Source organism: Pedococcus sp. P2_D7 (genome assembly GCF_056404295.1).
Genome location: NZ_JBFUEH010000001.1, coordinates 357,369 through 375,493, shown reverse-complemented (window position 1 = coordinate 375,493; position 18,125 = coordinate 357,369). Strand labels below are relative to the sequence as shown.

Below are 18,125 nucleotides of genomic sequence, written 5' to 3'. Positions count from 1 at the left end.
GTTGGGTCATCGGCCGGGCAGTCGACGGTCGGTAGCAGTCGTTAGCCACTCTGAGGTCTTGAGGGAGCCGACATGACCGATCACGCCACCCCGGGTGACCACTCTGAGGAGCGCCGCCAGGCAGAGCTCCTCTCCGAGGAGGTCGCCGCCCTGCGCCAGCGCCTCGCCGACGCCCCGGTGCGGTCGCGCGAGCTCGAGACCAAGGTGCTCCAGCTCCAGTCCAACCTGGCCACGGTCTCGTCGCAGAACGAGCGGCTCGTGCGCACCCTCAAGGAGGCCCGCGAGCAGATCGTCACGCTGAAGTCCGAGGTCGACCGGCTGGCCCAGCCGCCGGCTGCCTACGGCGTGATCCTCGAGTCCTACGACGACGCCACGGTCGACATCCTCACCGGCGGACGCAAGATGCACGTGGCGGTGAGCCCGGCAGTCGACCCCGCCGAGCTGTCCCAGGGGCGCGAGGTGCGGCTCAACGAGGCGATGAACGTCGTGGCGACCTGCGGCTACGAGCGCATCGGCGAGGTGGTGATGATCAAGGAGCTCCTCGGCGAGGGCCGGGTGCTCGTGGTCGCGCACGCCGACGAGGAGCGCGTCGTGCGGATGGCCGAGTCGCTCGAGGGTGAGCCGATCCGCGTGGGCGACGCCCTCATGCTCGAGTCGCGCTCCGGGTTCGTCTACGAGCGGATCCCCAAGGCCGAGGTCTCCGAGCTGGTCCTCGAAGAAGTCCCCGACATCGACTACGAGGACATCGGCGGGCTGGCCGGCCAGATCGAGGCGATCCGCGATGCCGTGGAGTTGCCCTACCTCCACCCCGACCTGTTCACCGAGCACAAGCTCAAGCCGCCCAAGGGAGTCCTCCTCTACGGCCCGCCCGGGTGTGGCAAGACCCTGATCGCCAAGGCCGTGGCCGCGTCGCTGGCCAGGAAGGTCGCCGAGAAGGAGGGCAAGCCGGTCGGCAAGTCGTTCTTCCTCAACATCAAGGGCCCCGAGCTGCTCAACAAGTACGTCGGCGAGACCGAGCGGCACATCCGGCTGATCTTCCAGCGGGCCCGCGAGAAGGCTTCCGACGGCACGCCCGTGGTGGTGTTCTTCGACGAGATGGACAGCCTGTTCCGCACCCGCGGCTCGGGGGTCTCCAGCGACGTCGAGACGACGATCGTGCCCCAGCTCCTGTCCGAGATCGACGGCGTCGAACGGCTCGAGAACGTCATCGTGATCGGCGCCTCCAACCGCGAGGACATGATCGACCCGGCGATCCTGCGCCCGGGCCGCCTCGACGTGAAGATCAAGATCGAGCGCCCCGACGCCGAGAGCGCCCGCGACATCTTCACCAAGTACCTCGTCGCCGACCTGCCGCTGCACGAGCACGACCTGGCCGAGCACGGCGGGTCGCCGCAGGCCACCGTCGACGCCATGATCACCGCGACGGTCGAGCGGATGTACTCCGAGATCGAGGAGAACCGCTTCCTCGAGGTGACCTACGCCAACGGCGACAAGGAGGTCCTCTACTTCAAGGACTTCAACTCCGGGGCGATGATCCAGAACATCGTCGACCGGGCGAAGAAGATGGCGATCAAGGACTTCCTCACCATCGGGGCCAAGGGCATCCGGGTCGACCACCTGCTCGCCTCGTGCGTCGACGAGTTCAAGGAGAACGAGGACCTCCCCAACACCACCAACCCCGACGACTGGGCGCGGATCTCCGGGAAGAAGGGCGAGCGGATCGTCTACATCCGCACGCTCGTCACCGGCAAGAGCGGCACCGAGCCGGGTCGGTCGATCGACAACGTCGCGAACACGGGGCAGTACCTGTAGGAGACCGGGCAGTAGCCGTAGCCAGGGCTAACTTACTCTCGGTAACATAGCGGGTGTGGACCACCTGATGCGCGACCCTGCGCTGCTCGCCGTACCGTTCTTCGTCGTGTTCATCGGGCTGGAGCTGGTGGCGCTGCGCGTGCTGGAGACCGACGCCGACGCGCCGCGGGCAGAACACCGGGCGCCCCGCGTCGGCTACGCCAGCCAGGACTCGGTGGCCAGCCTGTCCATGGGGGTGGGCTCCGTCGTGGTGAACCTCGGTGCCCGAGCCCTGGCGCTGCTCGGCTACGCCGCCCTGTATGCCGTGGCGCCCCTGCGCCTCGACCCGCACGAATGGTGGACCTGGGTCATCGCGCTGCTCTTCGTCGACCTGCTCTGGTACGCCTACCACCGCAGCAGCCACCGGATCCGGGTGCTGTGGGCGATGCACCAGGCCCACCACAGCAGCGTGCACTTCAACTACACGACGGCGTTGCGGCAGAAGTGGAACCCGTGGGGTGAGCTGCTGTTCTGGGTGCCACTGCCCCTGGTGGGCCTGCCGCCGTGGATGATCTTCTTCGTCTTCTCGCTCAACCTGACCTACCAGTTCTGGGTGCACACCGAGACGATCCCCAAGCTGTGGCGGCCGATCGAGCTGGTCTTCAACACGCCGTCGCACCACCGGGTGCACCACGCCAGCGACGCGGAGTACCTCGACCGCAACTACGGCGGCATCCTCATCGTGTGGGACCGGCTCTTCGGCACCTTCCGCGAGGAGCAGCGCCGCCCCACCTACGGCCTGACCCACCCGGTCTCGACCTTCAACCCGTTCCGGTTGCAGTACGCCGAGTTCGCCCTGATGGTCCGGCAGGTCAGGCAGGCGCGGCACTGGCGTGACCGGCTCGGCTACCTCTTCGCGCCACCGGGCTGGTCACCCGAGTCCTGAGTCACCCGAGTCCTGAGTCAACGGCGGGACGCCGCCCGATCGGCCCAGCGGGCCAGGCCCTCACCCGCGAAGCGGACGACCTCGCCACTGCACCGCCACCCGATGAGGAAGAGCCCCAGCACGACCAGGGTGACCACCCCGAAGCTCCAGGCGAAGCCGCCTCCGGTTGCGACCCGCAGCACGAGACCCAGCACCGCGGTCACCAGCCAGACGGTCGTCGACCCGGGCATCCGGACCGGCCAGCCCGAGGCTCGGTGCGCAACCAGCCAGCCCACCAGCAGGGCCACCACGAACGGCCCGGCGACCCCGAGGACTCCTGCGACCGTGACGCCCTCCTCGTGGCTCAGCCGCCCGATCGTCGCGAAGAGCAGCACGAAGGCCAGGTCGACCACGAGGGCGACGAAGGCGACCACGGGTCGCACGCCGGTCGGCTCAGACATGGACCTTGTCGAACAAGCTGGCCTGCGGCGGGGCGTGGGTCGGGTCCACCCCGTCGAAGAGGCTGCTGACCGACTCGCCCGCGTGGATCCGCTTGATCGCCTCGGCGAAGAGCTGCGCCACGGACCGCACCCGGAGCTCCGGCCAGTGGCCCGGCACCGGCACCGTGTCGGTCGTGATGACCTCGCCGATCATCGGGTGGTCCCGGAGTCGCTCGACGGCCTTGCCGGCGAAGAGCCCGTGGGTGCAGGCGACATCGGCGCGGGTGCAGCCGAGGTCGGCCAACCGGTCGAGCAGCTCGACGATCGACCCGCCGGTGGCGATCTCGTCGTCGAGGATGATGGCGCGCTTGCCGGTCACGTCACCGACGATCGAGTCGATGATGACCTGGTCGTCGGCCAGCCGCTGCTTCGACCCGGCCGCGACGGGCAGGCCCAGGAGCCGGGCGAACTGGGTGGCCGTCTTGGCGTTGCCCAGGTCGGGCGAGACGACCACGGAGTTCCGGAGGTCACCGCCACGGAAGTGGTCGGCCAGCACGCCGATCGCGGTGAGGTGGTCCACCGGCACCGAGAAGAACCCGTGCACCTGTGGGGCGTGCAGGGTCATGGTCAGCACGCGGTCCACGCCGGCTGCCACCAGCATGTCGGCGACCAGCCGGCCACCCAGCGAGATCCGCGAGGCGTCCTTCTTGTCGGAGCGCGCATACGCGTAGTGGGGGATCACCGCGGTGATCTGGGCCGCCGAGGCGCCTCGCGCCGCGTCGATCATGAGGAGCAGCTCCATCAGGTGCTCCTGGGTCGGGGGCACCAGCGGCTGCACGATGTAGACGTCGCGCTGTCGGCAGTTCGCCAGGAGCTGGGCCTGCAGGCAGTCGTTGCTGAAGCGCTTGATCTCGGCAGGGGAGAGGTCCACCCCGAGCGCCTCACAGATGCGATGGGCCAGGGCGCGGTGCGCGCTCCCGCTGAAGACCACGATGTCCCGCAATGGCACTCCTGGTGGATGGGTGGCCGGACTGGGTTTGGATCGTCGGACGGAAGGTCTGGGACGAGCCTAACCCGCGCGCCCGCGCTCTGGCGCGTCGGCGGCATACAGGTGTCTGCGCAGCTCGCCGACGAGCTCGGCCCGGTGCTGGGCCGAGGTGGGCACCATCCCCGGGATGGACACGAAACCGTGCGGCACGCGCACGTAGTTGGTCAGCCGGACCGGCACCCCCGCAGCCTGCATGGCATCGGCGTAGCGGACCCCGTCGTCACGCAGCGGGTCCAGGTCGGCGGTCTGGACCAGCGCCGGGGGCAGGCCCTGGAGGGTGCCGAAGAGCGGCGACAGCAGGGGGTCGCGCCAGTCCGACCCGGTCGGCGCGTAGAGCTCTCGGAAGGCCACGATGCTGGCCCGGGTGAGCAGCGGCGCGTGGGCGTTCGCGGCGATGGACGGCGACGCCAGGGTCATGTCGGTCGCGGGGTACAACAGCGCCTGGTGGACGACCGGCGAGCCGCCGCGGTCGCGGAGCAGCTGGGCAGCCACGGCCGAGAGGTTGCCCCCGGCGCTGTCGCCACAGAGCGCGATCCGGCTGGTGTCGGCGCGCAGCTCGGCACCGTGGTCGGCCACCCAGGCGATGGCGTCGGTCACGTCGAAGGCCGCCGTGGGCGCCCGGTGCTCGGGCGCGAGCCGGTAGTCGACGCTCACGACGACGGCCCGCACCTGCGCTGCCAGGAGGGTGCACAGCGGGTCGTACATCACGACGTTGCCCCGCACGAAGCCACCGCCGTGCACGAAGACGACCACCGGCACGTCGACGTCGGTGTCGCGGACGGCTCGCGGGCGGTAGATCCGCAGCGGGAGATCGTAGGCGTCGCGGGTCTGCGCGGTGCCGTACGTGATGCCGACGGACCGGTCGACCCGACCGGTGACCCACGAGAACGGCGGGCGGTCCGGGGTGACCGCCCCACGGTCGGCCTGGATCTCCTCCAGGGTCTGCCGCTCGACCGGCTTGCGCAGCCCGCTGTCGAGGAGGGCGCTGATCAGCGCGGTCCGCGGGTAGAGGGCGAAGGGGGAGTGCCGCATGGTCCGTCACTCTCTCACCTAGGGTGAGCCCATGAGCGCGGGAGTGGCATGACCGTCCGCAGGGTGATGGGCATCGAGACCGAGTACGGCATCTCCGTGCCGGGCGACCCCGCTGCCAACCCCATGATCCTGTCGGGGCAGGTGGTCAACGCCTACGCGTCCGCGCAGGGCATCCGGGCCGCGCACGCCTCGTGGGACTACGCCGACGAGGCGCCCTTGCGCGACGCCCGCGGGTTCGAGATGGGTCGCGGTCTCGCCGACCCGAGCCAGCTGACCGACGAGGAGGACCCCACCCTCGCCAACGTCGTCCTCACCAACGGGGCACGCCTCTACGTGGACCACGCGCACCCCGAGTACTCCTCTCCGGAGGTGACCTCGCCGCGCGCTGCCGTCGCCTTCGACCGGGCCGGCGAGGCGATCATGGCCGAGTCAGTCCGACGGCTCTCCCACGTGCCGCCCGGGGTCAACCTCTACAAGAACAACACCGACGGCAAGGGCCAGTCCTACGGCACGCACGAGAACTACCTGATGCGCCGGGAGACGCCCTTCACCGACATCGTGCGCCACCTCGTGCCGTTCTTCGTCGCCCGACAGGTCGTCACCGGGTCGGGGCGGGTGGGCATCGGGGTGGACTCCCGAACCGCCGGCTACCAGCTGAGCCAGCGCAGTGACTTCTTCGAGGTCGAGGTGGGGCTCGAGACGACCCTCAAGCGGCCGATCATCAACACCCGCGACGAGCCGCACGCGGTGGCCGACCTCTACCGCCGGCTGCACGTCATCATCGGTGACGCCAACCACTGCGACGTCGCGAACCTGCTCAAGCTCGGCATGACGTCGTTGGTGCTGGCCATGATCGAGGACCGCGCCATCGACGTCGACCTGACTGTGGCCCGCCCGGTCGCGACCCTCCAGGCGGTCAGCCACGACCCCACGTGCCGCACGCTGCTGGAGCTGCGTGACGGCACGAAGCTCACCGCGGTGCAGCTGATGTGGCGCTACCACGGCCTGGCCGAGCGCTACCTGACGAACCGGTATGCCGGCGAGCTCGACGACGACACGGCCGAGGTCATGCGCTGGTGGGCCGTCATCCTCGACCGGCTGGAGCGGGACCCCATGGAGGCGTCCCGCGAGCTGGACTGGGTGGCCAAGCAGCAGGTGATGGAGGGCTACATCGAGCGCGACGGGCTCGACTGGTCCGACTCACGGCTGCGGGCGATCGACATCCAGTGGTCCGACGTGCGCCCCGACCGCGGGATCTTCCACAAGCTCCGGGCCGCCGGCCGGTTCGAGGAGCTGGTCACCGAGGAGGTCGTCCTGGAGGCCGTCCACGAGCCGCCGGCCGACACCAGGGCCTACTTCCGGGGCAAGTGCCTGGAGAAGTACCCCGACCAGATCGCGGCCGCGTCGTGGGACTCGGTCATCTTCGACATCCCCGGGCAGCCCTCCCTCCAGCGGGTGCCGATGCTCGAACCGTTGCGCGGCACCAAGGCCACGGTCGGACCCCTGCTCGACCGCAGTCCGGACGCAGCCACGTTGTTGCGTGAGTTGGCGTCCGCATCGGGATAGGTTGAGCGCAAGCCCCGCGAGTGAGAGGTCCCACCAATGCCCAGCCAAGAGCAGAGCCGGCCACAACGTCGCGACGACGCCCCCGACGAGGCGCCCGAGCCCACGCCCGCGGCGCCGGAGGCGACGGCCCGCAAGGAGAACCTCGACTCCGACATCGACAGCGTGCTCGACGAGATCGACGGCGTCCTCGAGTCCAACGCTGAGGAGTTCGTCCGCGGCTTCGTCCAGAAGGGCGGCCAGTGACCACTGGGTCCGACGCGGGCAAGCTCCCCGCGGCATACCTCGCGGCGGGGTCGTCCTCGTTCACCGAGTTCGTCGGCGCGCACGCCCCGTCCCTGCTGCCCTCCCGGCGGGTGCTGCCCCCGGGCAGCACCCTCGAGGCGCCGCACGGCACGACCATCGTCACCGCGACCTTCGCCGGTGGGGTGGTGATGGCCGGTGACCGCCGGGCCACGATGGGCAACATCATCGCCAACCGTGACATGGAGAAGGTGTTCGCGGGCGACGAGTACTCCGCTGTCGGGATCGCCGGCACCGCTGGCATCGCCATCGAGCTGGTCAAGCTGTTCCAGGTCGAGCTCGAGCACTACGAGAAGATCGAGGGCACGCTGCTGTCGTTGGAGGGCAAGGCGAACCGCCTCGCCTCGATGATCAGGTCGAACCTCGGGATGGCCATGCAGGGCCTGTCCGTGGTGCCGCTGTTCGCCGGCTACGACCTCGACCGCCAGCTCGGGCGGATCTTCTCCTACGACGTCACGGGCGGGTGCTACGAGGAGCACGACCACCACAGCGTCGGCTCCGGTTCGCTGTTCGCGAGGGGCGCCCTCAAGAAGGTCTGGCACCCCGGCCTCACCGCCGACGAGGTGGTCAGCGTGGTCGTGGAGGCCCTCTACGACGCGGCCGACGACGACTCGGCGACCGGCGGCCCCGACGTGGGGCGCCGGATCTGGCCCACCGTCGCCGTGGTCGGTGTCGACGGCGTGCGCTTCGTGTCCGACGACGAGCTGCGCGAGGTGGTCGAGGCCGTCATCGCGGCACGACAGGGCAACCCGGGAGGTGCGCGATGACCAGCATGCCGTTCTACGTCTCGCCCGAGCAGCTCATGAAGGACCGAGCCGACTACGCCCGCAAGGGAATTGCCCGCGGCCGGTCCGTGGTCGTGCTCGGCTACGACAAGGGCATCGCGTTCGTCGCCGAGAACCCCTCGCGCGCCCTGCACAAGGTCTCCGAGATCTACGACCGCATCGCCTTCGCGGCGGTCGGCAAGTACAACGAGTTCGAGAACCTCCGGGTCGCGGGCGTCCGGTATGCCGACCTGCGCGGCTACTCCTACGACCGCACCGACGTGACCGCGCGCGGCCTGGCCAACGCCTACGCCCAGACGCTCGGCACGGTCTTCACCCAGGAGTCCAAGCCCTACGAGGTCGAGATCGTCGTGGCCGAGGTCGGCACCACCGCCGACGAGGACCAGATCTACCGCCTCACCTACGACGGCTCGGTGGCCGACGAGCTCGGCTTCGTGGCCATGGGTGGTGCCGCGGAGACGATCGAGACCGGGCTCAAGGACCGCTGGAGCCCCGGGCTCACCCTCGGCGACGCGCTCAGCCTGGCCGTCGGGCTGCTGGGGCAGGACCCGGTCGCGCCTGCCGCTGGCGCTCCGCGCACGCTCACCGCTGCCCAGCTCGAGGTGGCCGTGCTCGACCGGGAACGACCGCGCCGGACCTTCCGCCGGATCGGTGGCGGCCTGCTCGACGCGCTGCTCAGCACCGACGACCCGACCAGCGACGCCCCCGTCGAGGACGACCCGACCCCGGGCCGGCACGACACCCTCACCGGCGAGGGGTCGCCCCGCGACGACGCGAGCAACCCGCAGACCCAGCGTCCGGAGCAAGGGCCGCAGTAGAACGTCTCAGACGGGCAGCTTCTCGGCCAGCCAGGCCGCGGTGGCCGCCCACGCCTCCTGCGAGGCGCCGTCGTGGTGGAACACCGGCGACGGGTTGTCGAAGGCGTGCCCGGCCCCGGGATAGGTCAGGAACGTCACGTCGTCGTGGGCGGCCGTGACCGCCGCCTCGATCTCGCGCACGGTGTCCACCGGGATGTAGTCGTCGGCGAGGCCGAAGTGGTGCAGGCTGGGCGCGCTGACCTGCGGTGCAAGCCCGAGCAGGTTCGGCAGGGCCGAACCGTAGTAGCTCACGAGGGCGTCGGGGCCGGCTCCTGCAGCGGCGGTGACGGCAGCGACGTTGAAGGCCAGCCCGCCGCCGAAGCAGAACCCGAGCACGCCGACCGGTCCGTCCACCGACGGGAGGTCCTGGAGCGCGTCCAGGCTGGCGGCGCCGTCGCCGACGGCGGCCTCCCAGTCGACCTTGCCGACCAGCTCCATGGCTCGGGGCAGCCCGTCGACAGCCTCGCTGACGACCTCGTCGCCGACGCGCCAGTAGAGGTGCGGCACCAGCACGACGTAGCCGAGGTCGGCGAGGTCCTGGGCGCGACCACGGATGTAGTCGGTGACCCCGAAGATCTCCTGGAAGAGCACGACGCCCGGACCCGTGCCGGCCTCGGGCAGGTAGAGGTCGGCAGGGACCTCACCGTCGGCGACGGAGACGGGGTGGCTCGTGAAGTCGCTGGCTGGGGTCATGCCCCCAACGTAGGCCGCGCGCGGTTCAGGCGCTCGGCGCGTCGGCGAAGCGCAGGTAGGGCTTCACGACCTCGACACCCTTGAAACGCGCCTGGGCGTCCTCGGTGGTGACGGTCGGGGCCACGATGATCCGCTCGCCGGCCTTCCAGTCGGCGGGGGTCGAGAACGGCCCGGAGTCGTTGACCTGGAGCGCGTCGAGGGCCCGCAGGATCTCGTCGAAGTTGCGGCCGGCGCTCTTGGGGTAGGTCAGCGACAGGCGCACCTTGCCGGCCGGGTCGATGAGGAACACCGAGCGGACCGGCGACGTGTCGCCGGCACCGGGGTGGATCATGTCGTAGAGCTCGGCGACCTCGCGGTCCTTGTCGGCCACGATCGGGTAGGTGACGGCAGCGCCGGACACCTCCTCGATGTCGGACTTCCACGCGGTGTGGTCCTCGAGGGCGTCCACGGAGACGGCCAGCACCTTGGTGTTGCGCGAGGCCCACTCGTCCTTGAGCTGCGCCACCCGTCCGAGCTCGGTGGTGCAGACGGGCGTGAAGTCGGCGGGGTGGCTGAACAGCACGGCCCAGCCGTCGCCCTTCCAGTCGTGGAAGGTGAGCTCGCCCTCGGTGGTCTGGGCGGTGAAGTCGGGGGCGTCGTCGCCCAGTCGCAGGGTGGCCATGACGGTCCTCTCGAAGGTAACGCGATGTTTGTCGTGACCAAACATGCCGTTATCTGCTCGAGGAATGGATGACCTGTCCGGATGTTGGTACATCCGCCAGCCCGACGATGGCGTCCGCCCAGCAGAGGTGGCCGGTGTACTGGAGGGTGTGCAAGGCGCTCAGCGTGGCGGGGTCGCTCCTAGCTCCGAGCGTCGGCGATGAGGGCGAGCTCGTCCGAGGGGGACAACCCGGCTTGCCGCGCCCGACCCGGCCCGGACGCGACCTCCCACGCGAGGGTGTCGGCCAAGGTCTGCTCGAGCGGTCGCGCGACGAGGCCCAGGGCCTCGGCCGCGCCGGTGCTGCGCGCCATGAACCCGGCATACTCCGGCAGCGGCAGCCACAGGGGGAGGCTGCGCTCCCCGGACCAGGGGGCGACCTCGTGGGCCGCCAGCCAGTCCTGGTCGACGGGCACGACGGCACCCCTGTGGCCGGCGACGGACCGGGCCGCTGCGAGGTGCTCGGCCAAGGGGATCGTCGGACCGCTCGCGTTGACCACGCCGACGGCCCGGGAGAGGCCAGCTGACACCAGCCACTGCGCGAGGTCCCGGACGTCCAGCACCTGGGTCAGCAGTGGGCTGTCGGGCACCAGCACCGCATCGTCAGGGCTGGCCGGGTGGGCAAACCGCAGCGGCCAGTAGCCGGTGCGGTCGGTGTGGTCACCGGGCCCGGCGATCAGGCCCGAGCGAGCCACGAGGGCCCGTTCGCCCACGGCGTCGAGGACGAGTCGTTCACCCGCGACCTTGCGGGCACCGTAGGTCTCCCAGCCATCGTCGTCAGCCTCGTGGGCTTGCAGCAGCTCCGCGCTCTCGTCTGCGCCCGGAACCTCGCCACCGGCGTAGACCGAGGCGGACGAGACGAAGACCCAGGACGCGGCGCGGTCGCCGAGCGCTTCCAGCGCCCCGGCCACGTGGCTCGGCTGACGGGCGACGTCGATGACGACGTCCCAGTCGCGGCCGCGGACCTCGTCGTAGGCACGAGGGGCAGCGCGGTCCGCACGGACCACCTCGACGCCGTCCGGAGGCGCACCGGACTGGCCCCGGGCCAGGATCGTGACGTCCTGGCCCAGTGCCACGCCGGCGGCAGCGACCTCGCGGCCGAGCCAGGCGGTCCCGCCGAGGACGAGCAGCGACACGGGACTCAGGCCCGCGTGCCGGCCTTCTCGTCGACCTCGGCCTCGTCGTCCGCGTCGTCCTCGGCCTCGTCGTCCTCGTCGGTGTCGTCCTCGTCGGTGTCGTCGTCCGCGACGTCGTCGAGGTCCTCGACCTGGTCGGCCCCGGCCTCGTCGACCCCACCCTCGTCGACCAGCTCTGCCTCGTCCTCGTCGATGTCCTCGACTGGCACCGCCGCCGCGGCGGCCGGCTCAGCCGGGGCGTCGTGGTGCTCGTCGAGTCCGTCGACCATCGCGGCCCCGCCGAGGGTCGCGAGCATCTGCCGGACGTTGCTCAGCTGCGCGGTGATGCTGTCCCGCCGCTGCGTCGCGGCGGACAGCTCACGCTCGGAGTCGCGACGGATTCGCTCGGCCTGCTCGCGGGCGGCGGCGACGAGGTGCTCGGCCTCCGCCTTGGCTGCCTCGAGGGCGCGCTGGCTCTCGGCCTGGGCCTCGGCGTGGGCCCGCTCGCTGTCGGCGGACAGGGTCGAGGCGCGGTCCTGCGCCTGGGTGAGGGCGTCCTGCTGGGCGGCCATCTGGGCCGAGAACTCGGCAGCGGCCTTGTCGCGCCGCTGGCCGAGGGTGGCCTCGAAGTCGGCGGCGGCCGAGGCGGCACGGGCCCGCTGGTGCTCGTAGAAGGCCTCGGCTTCCTCACGGCGGGCGGAAGCCTCGCGGTCGGCGTCGTCGAGGATCGCGTCAGCCTGCTGCTTGGCCTTCTCGACGACCTGGGTCGCCTGGGCATCGGCCTTGGTGCGGACGTCCTCGGCGTAGCGGTCTGCCTCGGAGCGGACGCGGTCGGCCTCGAGGGTGGTGGTGCCCTTGAGGGTCTCGGCGTCGGCCCGCGCGTTGGACCGGATCTCGTCGGCCTCCTCGTCGGCGAGGCCGAGGATGGTGCCGATCCGCTCGCCGAGGTTGGCGTAGGTGGGGGCGGCGGCCTTGCTCTGCTCCTCGCGGAGGCTGGCGAGCTCCTGGGCGGCGCCGGTCTGCTCGTCCTGGGCGCGGGCGAGCGAGGCTCGCAGCTCGGTGACCTCGACGGTGCGTTCGGCTGCCTCCTGGCGCGCCTGCTCGAGGGCACCCGCGTGCTCCGCACGCCACTGGTCGACCTGCGCCGGGTCGTAGCCGCGCAGGACGCTGCGGAAGGAGGTCGTGTCACTCATGGTCGTTCCGTTCTTCATGGGGGATGGGGTCGGGGGTGTCTGGCGTGTCGGGGGTGTCGGGGCTCGCGGGGTCTGCGGACTTCTCGGGGACCGAGAGCGCGTTGATCACGCCCGACAGGTGGCCCAGCTGGGTCGTGATGTCCTGACGGCGGGAGGCGAGGGCGGCCACCTCGGACCGTGCGCGTTCGAGCATGGCACGCGCTTCGTCGCGCACCCGGTCCGCATCGGCCCGGGCCTGGGCGGTCGTGGTGACCAGCTCCTCGCGGGCCTGGCGGTGCGACTCGTGCGTCTCGCGCTGGAGGCGTTCGATCTCCTGGGCGGTCCGCTCCCGGACCATCCGCGCGGCCTTCTCGGCCTCCTCCAGCCGCCGCTCGGCGCGTTCGTCCGCCGCGCGCTCGGTCTCGGCGGCGGTCCAGCGCACCCGCTCGGCTTCGGCGGCCGCCGCGGCGGTGGTGCGTTCGGCCTGTGCCTGCGCGGCGGCCATCACGGCTTCGGCCTGGGCGCGGAGCCGGTCGGACTCCAGTTTGGCCGACTCGCGGTCAGAGCGGGCTCGGTGGGCCGTCTGGGCGAGGGCGGTCTGGATCAGCTGGCGCCGTGAGCGGACCCTGGCCGCCAGCTCGCGGTGGGTCTCCTTGCGCATCCGGCGCACCTCGGCGTCACCCTCGTCGAGGATGCGGCGCACCGTGTCCTGGCCCCACTTGAGGTGGTCCTCGGCCTGGGTCATGATCTCGCCGGCCTCGGCGTGGGCCCGGTCGAGGCGTTCCTGGGCATCCGTCCGGGCCTGTTCCAGCAGGGCGGCGGCCTTGGTGGCCGTCTCCTCCTCGTGGATCGCGGCGGCGCCGATCATGCGCTCGGCCTCGATCTGGGCGTCCTCGCGGTGCTGCGCCGCCGCTGCGGTGGCCTCCTCCAGCAAGGCGGCCCGCGCGGCCTGCTCCTGCTCGTCGCGCTCGGCGAAGTGGAGGTCCATCTTCTCGACACCCGCACGGAAGTCCGCGTCGCGCTCGGCTTCGTGCGCGGCATACCTCGCCATCGCGGCGTCGTAGTCCACCTGGGCGCTGCTGCGTAGGGACTCCGCGCGCGCGGTGGCCTCCTCGAGGAGGGCCGCTGCCTCGGCGCGCGCGGAGGTGACCGCCTCGTCGCTCGTGCGGCTCGCCGACTCGTTGAGCATCGAGGCCTGCTCGGCGGCGTCGGCGACGAGCGACTCCGCCTCGCGGGTCGCGTCCGCCAGCGCGCGCCCGGCCTGCTCGCGGTCGCGCACCGCGTCGGCGTGCTGGCGCTGGGCGTCGTCGAGCAGCGACTGGACCTCGTCGCGGATGCGGGAGGCGTCAGCTCGTGCGGCGGCCAGGACCTCGTCGGTCTCGGCTCGCATGGCGTCGGCATAGGCCTGTGCGCGTTCGAGGATGGACTGGGTGTGCCGCGTCAGGTCGCCCACCTGGGTGGTGGTCGAGCCTGGGCTACGGCTTCCCCCGTCCGCTGCGTGGGCGTCGGGCATGGCGCCCATGATTCCACGGTGCGTCAACCTCGCGGACCAGAGGCTGGTAAAGCCTAGAGTGGGATCATGGACCGGCGGATCTTCGGGATCGAGAACGAGTACGGCATCACGTGCACGTTCGAGGGGCAGCGACGGCTGACCCCCGACGAGGTGGCCCGATATCTCTTCCGCAAGGTGGTCTCGTGGGGCCGCTCGTCCAACGTGTTCCTCTCCAACGGCAGCAGGCTCTACCTCGACGTCGGCTCCCACCCCGAGTACGCCACCCCTGAGTGCGACCACGTCCGCCAGCTCGTGGTCCACGACAAGGCGGGGGAGCGGATCATCGAGGGCCTGGTGGCCGACGCCCAGGAGCGGCTCGCGGAGGAGGGCATCGAGGGCGAGATCTATGTCTTCAAGAACAACACCGACTCGGCCGGCAACTCCTACGGCTGCCACGAGAACTTCCTCGTGGGCCGGGCCGGGGAGTTCCAGCAGCTGTCGGACGTGCTCATCCCGTTCCTGGTCAGCCGCCAGATCACCTGTGGCGCGGGCAAGGTCGTCACCACCTCCAAGGGCGCCACCTACTGCGTGAGCCAGCGGGCCGACCACATCTGGGAGGGCGTCTCGTCGGCGACCACCCGCAGCCGTCCGATCATCAACACCCGCGACGAGCCCCATGCCGACGCCGAGCGCTACCGCCGGCTCCACGTGATCGTCGGCGACTCGAACATGAGCGAGACGACCACCATGCTCAAGGTCGGGTCGGCCGACCTCGTGCTGCGGATGATCGAGGCCGGCATGGTGGTGCGCGACCTCACGCTGGAGAACCCCATCCGGGCGATCCGCGAGATGAGCCACGACATGACCGGCCGCAAGACCGTCCGCCTCAGCAACGGCCGGGAGCTGTCCGCGCTGCAGATCCAGTCCGAGTACCTCGAACGCGCCCAGGCCTTCGCCGACCGGGAGGGCCTCGAGGACCCGATCCACAAGCAGGTCCTCGACCTGTGGGAGCGCACCATCCACGCGGTCGACACCGGTGACCTGTCCCTGGTCGACACCGAGATCGACTGGGTGATCAAGCACAAGCTCATCACCGGCTACATGGCCAAGCACGACCTGCCGATGGAGCACGCCCGGATCGCCCAGCTCGACCTCGCCTACCACGACGTCAACCGCGAGCGCGGCGTGTTCTACCTGCTCCAGAAGCACGGTCGGGCAGCGCGCATCACCACCGACCCGGAAGTCTTCGAGGCCAAGACGGTGCCGCCGCAGACCACTCGGGCCAAGCTGCGGGGCGACTTCATCAAGGCCGCGCAGGAGCACCGACGCGACTTCACCGTCGACTGGGTGCACCTCAAGCTCAACGACCAGGCCCAGCGCACGGTGCTCTGCAAGGACCCCTTCGCTGCCGTGGACGCCCGCGTCGACCGGCTCATCGAGGGCATGCGCGGCTGAGTCCGCGGATCGGTGGGCCGGGTGGCCGGCACAGCGGGACGAATCGGGCTTTGCCAGCCGTGAAGGTTATGGTGGGCGCTGGTTCCCCGCCCCCAGCGAAAGTCCTTCACCGTGCATCTGCGACGTTTTCCTGCCCTCACTGCCGCCGCTCTGGCGGCAGCCCTGGCGCTCACCGGCTGCGGTGACACCAAGGAGACCAAGGGCTCCGCGCTCGACAAGATCACGGTGACCGGGGGGAGCGACACCACCGCCCCGACCGTGACGGTCAACCCCAAGCCGCTCACGGTGGCCGAGACAACCACCAAGGTCGTCAAGGCCGGCACCGGCGCGACGGTCAAGGGAGACGAGATCGTCAGCCTCAAGTACGTCCTGGTCAATGGCAACGACTCCTCGGTGCTGGACAGCAACTTCGGCAAGCAGAACCTCGGCCTCAACCTCGGCGCCAGCGACCTGCTGCCCGGCCTCAAGAAGGGCCTGCTGAACCAGAGGATCGGTTCGCGCGTGCTGGTGGCCATGCCGCCCAAGGACGCGTTCGGCACGCAGGGCAACGCGGAGATCAAGGTCGGGGGCACCGACACGGTCGTGTTCCTCATGGACGTGCTGGCGGCGACCAAGCCGCTGGCCTCCGCCGAGGGCAAGGAGGTCGCGCCGGCGAAGGGTCTGCCCACGGTGAAGGTGGAGACCGGCAAGGCCGCCACCATCACCATCCCCACGGGCGCCAAGCCGCCGACCAAGACCGTCGGCCAGGCCCTGATCGAGGGCTCCGGCGCCACGGTGCAGGCCGGGCAGACCATCCGCGTGACCTACACCGGTGCGCTCTGGAAGGACGGGTCCATCTTCGACTCCTCCGCCAACAGCCCCACCAAGTACTTCGAGACCGTGATCGGCAAGCAGCAGGTCATCAAGGCCTGGGACGCACAGCTCGTCGGCAAGACCGTCGGCAGCCGCGTCCTCATGGTGGTCCCGCCGGCCGACGGCTACGGCGCCGCAGGGAGCCCCCCGAAGATCAAGGGCACGGACACCCTCGTGTTCGTCGTCGACATCCTCGCGGCCTACTGACCCGCCCAGCTCCACCTGAACCACCCCCAGCCCGACCATCCCCCTGCGAAGGAGCAACCCCATGGGTTTCGACCCCAACACCACCAAGCCCGAGATCGACTTCCCCGGCGACGCGGCCCCTGCGGAGCTGATCATCGAGGACCTCACCGAGGGTGACGGCCAGGAGGCCGGAGCCGGCGACACCATCTCGGCGCACTACGTCGGGGTCGCCCACTCGACCGGCGAGGAGTTCGACGCCTCGTGGAACCGCGGCGCGCCGCTGGACTTCCGGCTCGGCGTCGGCCAGGTCATCCGTGGCTGGGACGACGGCATCGTCGGCATGAAGGTCGGCGGCCGTCGCAAGCTGGTCATCCCCCCGCACCTGGGCTACGGCGACCGTGGCGCCGGCGGCGCGATCAAGCCGGGCGAGACCCTGATCTTCGTGGTCGACCTCGTGGACGTGCGCTGAGCAGACCGGTCCGCCCGGAGCTGGACCCGACAACGTTGCGCTTCACCCGAGTTCGGTTCTCGGGTGAAGCGCAACGTTGTCCCTACACCCGATAAAGGTGAGCGGCGTGGCGCCCGGCTGCTGCGCTGTAGAGGAACGCCGCGTGGTCCTCGTCGAGGGAGCGACCCATGGTCGACAGCCGCACCGGCACGGCCCGCAGGGCAGCGTCGAGACCGTCGGCGTCGACTTCCCGCACCCGCAAGGCCCCTTGGGCACTGCGCACCATGGCGTGCGCCTGCTCGGCGACGAGCAGCCCGAACTCCGACCGGTCCGTGGGCAGCGGGACGTCCGCCGCCACGAGGCAGATCCGGCCGTAGGCCGTGGTGCTGTGGTGGGAGATCCCGCGGTGCCGCTCACGGGCGTCGGCGTCCGAGACCCGCAGCGCCGCGACCCCTCGGCCGCCGAGCGTGCTGACGGCGTTGAGCGCCTCGCCTGCGGCGACTCCGGTGTAGCCCCAGGCGGTGCCGGTGCCGACGTTGCCCGGACCCTGGATGACGACCGCGACGTCGGCGGCGAGCACGTGCTTCGCCGCGAGCAGCCCGGAGTGCAAGGTCACCGCCTCGTACTGGCCGCCGTAGGCCTGGCCCACCGTCACGGTGCCGGCCAGCCAGCCCTCGTCGGTCAGCGTCGCGACGTTCCGCGAGAAGGCGAGTGGCAGGGCGCCCCCGTCCGTCATGAGGTAGACCACCCGGGCGTGCGGGCGGTCGAGCCGGATCCCGGCGAGCACGGCCGGCAGGGCGGAGTGCAGGTCGGCGACGACGACGGGCATGCCCAGCAGGTCACCGGAGGCGGCCAGCGGCCCGGTCATGACGTCGTGGTGCCGGCTGTCCTGCTCGTCCACCGCCATGAACATCTGCTGCTGCGGGGTGTACCTCGCCTTGACGATGTGCCCCCCGGTCGCCTCGGGGTCCACCGGCAGCCGGTCGGGCGCGGCCACGATGAAGGCCAGGCCCCCGGTGCCGAGCCCCCGGAGCAGCGCGGAGGCGTTGAGCAGCACCCGGTCACCGACCTGCGGCTCACCGACCAGGGCCGTGTAGGCGAGCGCCCGGACGAGCTCGGCTCCGTCATGGTCGTCAGGGTGAGCACCGCCCAGCCGCACGGCATACTCCACGGCGCCCGGCCACCGGCCACGCACCTGCTCGACCGTTCCCTCGCGCCACTGCATCACGACACGCAGACTAGCCACGAGGGGCGGGTCCCACTCGGGTAGC

The 18,125-nt window shown here is 70.9% G+C and carries 18 protein-coding genes; 9 read left to right on the top strand and 9 right to left on the bottom strand.

The genetic code is table 11. The features are described 5' to 3' along the window. The first annotated feature begins 72 nt into the window (after nt 1-72). Together arc and AC1DWJ_RS01835 are read left to right on the top strand one after the other, a co-directional pair. Nucleotides 73-1,812 (top strand): proteasome ATPase, encoded by a 1,740-nt coding sequence (gene arc, locus AC1DWJ_RS01840; RefSeq protein ID WP_457255302.1) that lies wholly within the window; start codon nt 73-75, stop codon nt 1,810-1,812. Nucleotides 1,813-1,867: 55 nt separating this feature from the next. Next, complete coding sequence (locus AC1DWJ_RS01835; RefSeq protein ID WP_477619855.1) at nt 1,868-2,737, top strand: sterol desaturase family protein; 870 nt, start codon at nt 1,868-1,870, stop codon at nt 2,735-2,737. Between the two features lie 17 nt (nt 2,738-2,754). On the opposite strand, the gene AC1DWJ_RS01830 is transcribed toward AC1DWJ_RS01835, so the two are convergent. The 3 genes from AC1DWJ_RS01830 to AC1DWJ_RS01820 all read right to left on the bottom strand — a co-directional run bounded on the left by AC1DWJ_RS01830 (nt 2,755) and on the right by AC1DWJ_RS01820 (nt 5,236). Continuing rightward, nucleotides 2,755-3,177, bottom strand: a complete 423-nt coding sequence (locus AC1DWJ_RS01830) for a DUF3054 domain-containing protein (RefSeq protein ID WP_477619854.1) — start codon at nt 3,175-3,177, stop codon at nt 2,755-2,757. Beyond that, nucleotides 3,170-4,159, bottom strand: a complete 990-nt coding sequence (locus AC1DWJ_RS01825) for a ribose-phosphate diphosphokinase (RefSeq protein WP_477619853.1) — start codon at nt 4,157-4,159, stop codon at nt 3,170-3,172. The genes AC1DWJ_RS01830 and AC1DWJ_RS01825 overlap by 8 nt, the downstream gene beginning before the upstream one ends. 66 nt (nt 4,160-4,225) lie before the next feature. Continuing rightward, a complete protein-coding gene (locus AC1DWJ_RS01820; protein ID WP_477619852.1) occupies nt 4,226-5,236 on the bottom strand; it encodes an alpha/beta hydrolase in 1,011 nt (336 codons plus the stop codon). Between the two features lie 48 nt (nt 5,237-5,284). On the opposite strand from AC1DWJ_RS01820, the gene dop reads away from it, so the two are divergent. The 4 genes from dop to prcA are packed head-to-tail and all read left to right on the top strand — an operon-like array spanning nt 5,285 to nt 8,705. Then, nucleotides 5,285-6,802, top strand: coding sequence for a depupylase/deamidase Dop (dop, locus tag AC1DWJ_RS01815; RefSeq protein WP_457255297.1), 1,518 nt, complete (start codon nt 5,285-5,287; stop codon nt 6,800-6,802). A 36-nt stretch (nt 6,803-6,838) separates the two neighbouring features. After that, a complete protein-coding gene (locus tag AC1DWJ_RS01810) occupies nt 6,839-7,045 on the top strand; it encodes a ubiquitin-like protein Pup (RefSeq protein ID WP_056914404.1) in 207 nt (68 codons plus the stop codon). Further along, nucleotides 7,042-7,869, top strand: coding sequence for a proteasome subunit beta (gene prcB, locus AC1DWJ_RS01805; protein WP_477619851.1), 828 nt, complete (start codon nt 7,042-7,044; stop codon nt 7,867-7,869). Before AC1DWJ_RS01810 ends, prcB begins: the two co-directional genes overlap by 4 nt. After that, complete coding sequence (prcA, locus tag AC1DWJ_RS01800; RefSeq protein WP_457255295.1) at nt 7,866-8,705, top strand: proteasome subunit alpha; 840 nt, start codon at nt 7,866-7,868, stop codon at nt 8,703-8,705. Before prcB ends, prcA begins: the two co-directional genes overlap by 4 nt. A 6-nt stretch (nt 8,706-8,711) precedes the next feature. Here the strand turns inward: prcA and AC1DWJ_RS01795 are convergent, their stop codons facing one another. From AC1DWJ_RS01795 to AC1DWJ_RS01775, 5 genes are all read right to left on the bottom strand, one after another. Beyond that, entirely contained in the window at nt 8,712-9,437 is a 726-nt protein-coding gene (locus AC1DWJ_RS01795; protein ID WP_477619850.1) for a dienelactone hydrolase family protein, read from the bottom strand. A 25-nt stretch (nt 9,438-9,462) separates the two neighbouring features. Continuing rightward, nucleotides 9,463-10,098: a peroxiredoxin gene (locus AC1DWJ_RS01790; RefSeq protein ID WP_457255293.1), complete on the bottom strand. Its 636-nt coding sequence runs from the start codon at nt 10,096-10,098 to the stop codon at nt 9,463-9,465. A gap of 179 nt (nt 10,099-10,277) precedes the next feature. Beyond that, the gene (locus AC1DWJ_RS01785; protein WP_477619849.1) at nt 10,278-11,270 is read right to left on the bottom strand and encodes a Rossmann-fold NAD(P)-binding domain-containing protein; all 993 of its coding nucleotides are present in this window, start codon (nt 11,268-11,270) and stop codon (nt 10,278-10,280) included. 5 nt (nt 11,271-11,275) lie between these two features. Beyond that, nucleotides 11,276-12,442 carry a hypothetical protein gene (locus tag AC1DWJ_RS01780; protein ID WP_477619848.1) on the bottom strand — a complete coding sequence of 389 codons (1,167 nt, stop codon included), beginning with the start codon at nt 12,440-12,442 and terminating at the stop codon, nt 11,276-11,278. Then, entirely contained in the window at nt 12,435-13,934 is a 1,500-nt protein-coding gene (locus tag AC1DWJ_RS01775) for a coiled-coil domain-containing protein (protein WP_477619847.1), read from the bottom strand. Before AC1DWJ_RS01775 ends, AC1DWJ_RS01780 begins: the two co-directional genes overlap by 8 nt. Nucleotides 13,935-14,000: 66 nt before the next feature. On the opposite strand from AC1DWJ_RS01775, the gene pafA reads away from it, so the two are divergent. The 3 genes from pafA (at nt 14,001) to AC1DWJ_RS01760 (ending at nt 16,875) form a co-directional block, all read left to right on the top strand. Next, a complete protein-coding gene (gene pafA / locus AC1DWJ_RS01770) occupies nt 14,001-15,368 on the top strand; it encodes a Pup--protein ligase (RefSeq protein ID WP_056921010.1) in 1,368 nt (455 codons plus the stop codon). Nucleotides 15,369-15,479: 111 nt separating this feature from the next. Further along, the gene (locus tag AC1DWJ_RS01765; protein WP_457255288.1) at nt 15,480-16,427 is read left to right on the top strand and encodes an FKBP-type peptidyl-prolyl cis-trans isomerase; all 948 of its coding nucleotides are present in this window, start codon (nt 15,480-15,482) and stop codon (nt 16,425-16,427) included. 61 nt (nt 16,428-16,488) lie between these two features. Next, complete coding sequence (locus AC1DWJ_RS01760; RefSeq protein WP_457255287.1) at nt 16,489-16,875, top strand: FKBP-type peptidyl-prolyl cis-trans isomerase; 387 nt, start codon at nt 16,489-16,491, stop codon at nt 16,873-16,875. An 82-nt stretch (nt 16,876-16,957) separates the two neighbouring features. Here the strand turns inward: AC1DWJ_RS01760 and AC1DWJ_RS01755 are convergent, their stop codons facing one another. Continuing rightward, nucleotides 16,958-18,082: a DUF3866 family protein gene (locus tag AC1DWJ_RS01755; RefSeq protein ID WP_477619846.1), complete on the bottom strand. Its 1,125-nt coding sequence runs from the start codon at nt 18,080-18,082 to the stop codon at nt 16,958-16,960. Nucleotides 18,083-18,125: the final 43 nt, after the last annotated feature.

What these genes read in the sequence shown, in the direction of transcription:
- AC1DWJ_RS01780 (WP_477619848.1), bottom strand. Translation starts at nt 12,442, where the DNA reads ATGAGTGACACGACCTCCTTCCGCAGCGTCCTGCGCGGCTACGACCCG.
- AC1DWJ_RS01795 (WP_477619850.1), bottom strand. Translation starts at nt 9,437, where the DNA reads ATGACCCCAGCCAGCGACTTCACGAGCCACCCCGTCTCCGTCGCCGAC.
- AC1DWJ_RS01830 (WP_477619854.1), bottom strand. Translation starts at nt 3,177, where the DNA reads ATGTCTGAGCCGACCGGCGTGCGACCCGTGGTCGCCTTCGTCGCCCTC.
- AC1DWJ_RS01775 (WP_477619847.1), bottom strand. Translation starts at nt 13,934, where the DNA reads ATGCCCGACGCCCACGCAGCGGACGGGGGAAGCCGTAGCCCAGGCTCG.
- AC1DWJ_RS01810 (WP_056914404.1), top strand. Translation starts at nt 6,839, where the DNA reads ATGCCCAGCCAAGAGCAGAGCCGGCCACAACGTCGCGACGACGCCCCC.
- pafA (WP_056921010.1), top strand. Translation starts at nt 14,001, where the DNA reads ATGGACCGGCGGATCTTCGGGATCGAGAACGAGTACGGCATCACGTGC.
- AC1DWJ_RS01820 (WP_477619852.1), bottom strand. Translation starts at nt 5,236, where the DNA reads ATGCGGCACTCCCCCTTCGCCCTCTACCCGCGGACCGCGCTGATCAGC.
- prcA (WP_457255295.1), top strand. Translation starts at nt 7,866, where the DNA reads ATGACCAGCATGCCGTTCTACGTCTCGCCCGAGCAGCTCATGAAGGAC.
- AC1DWJ_RS01760 (WP_457255287.1), top strand. Translation starts at nt 16,489, where the DNA reads ATGGGTTTCGACCCCAACACCACCAAGCCCGAGATCGACTTCCCCGGC.
- arc (WP_457255302.1), top strand. Translation starts at nt 73, where the DNA reads ATGACCGATCACGCCACCCCGGGTGACCACTCTGAGGAGCGCCGCCAG.
- AC1DWJ_RS01790 (WP_457255293.1), bottom strand. Translation starts at nt 10,098, where the DNA reads ATGGCCACCCTGCGACTGGGCGACGACGCCCCCGACTTCACCGCCCAG.
- dop (WP_457255297.1), top strand. Translation starts at nt 5,285, where the DNA reads ATGACCGTCCGCAGGGTGATGGGCATCGAGACCGAGTACGGCATCTCC.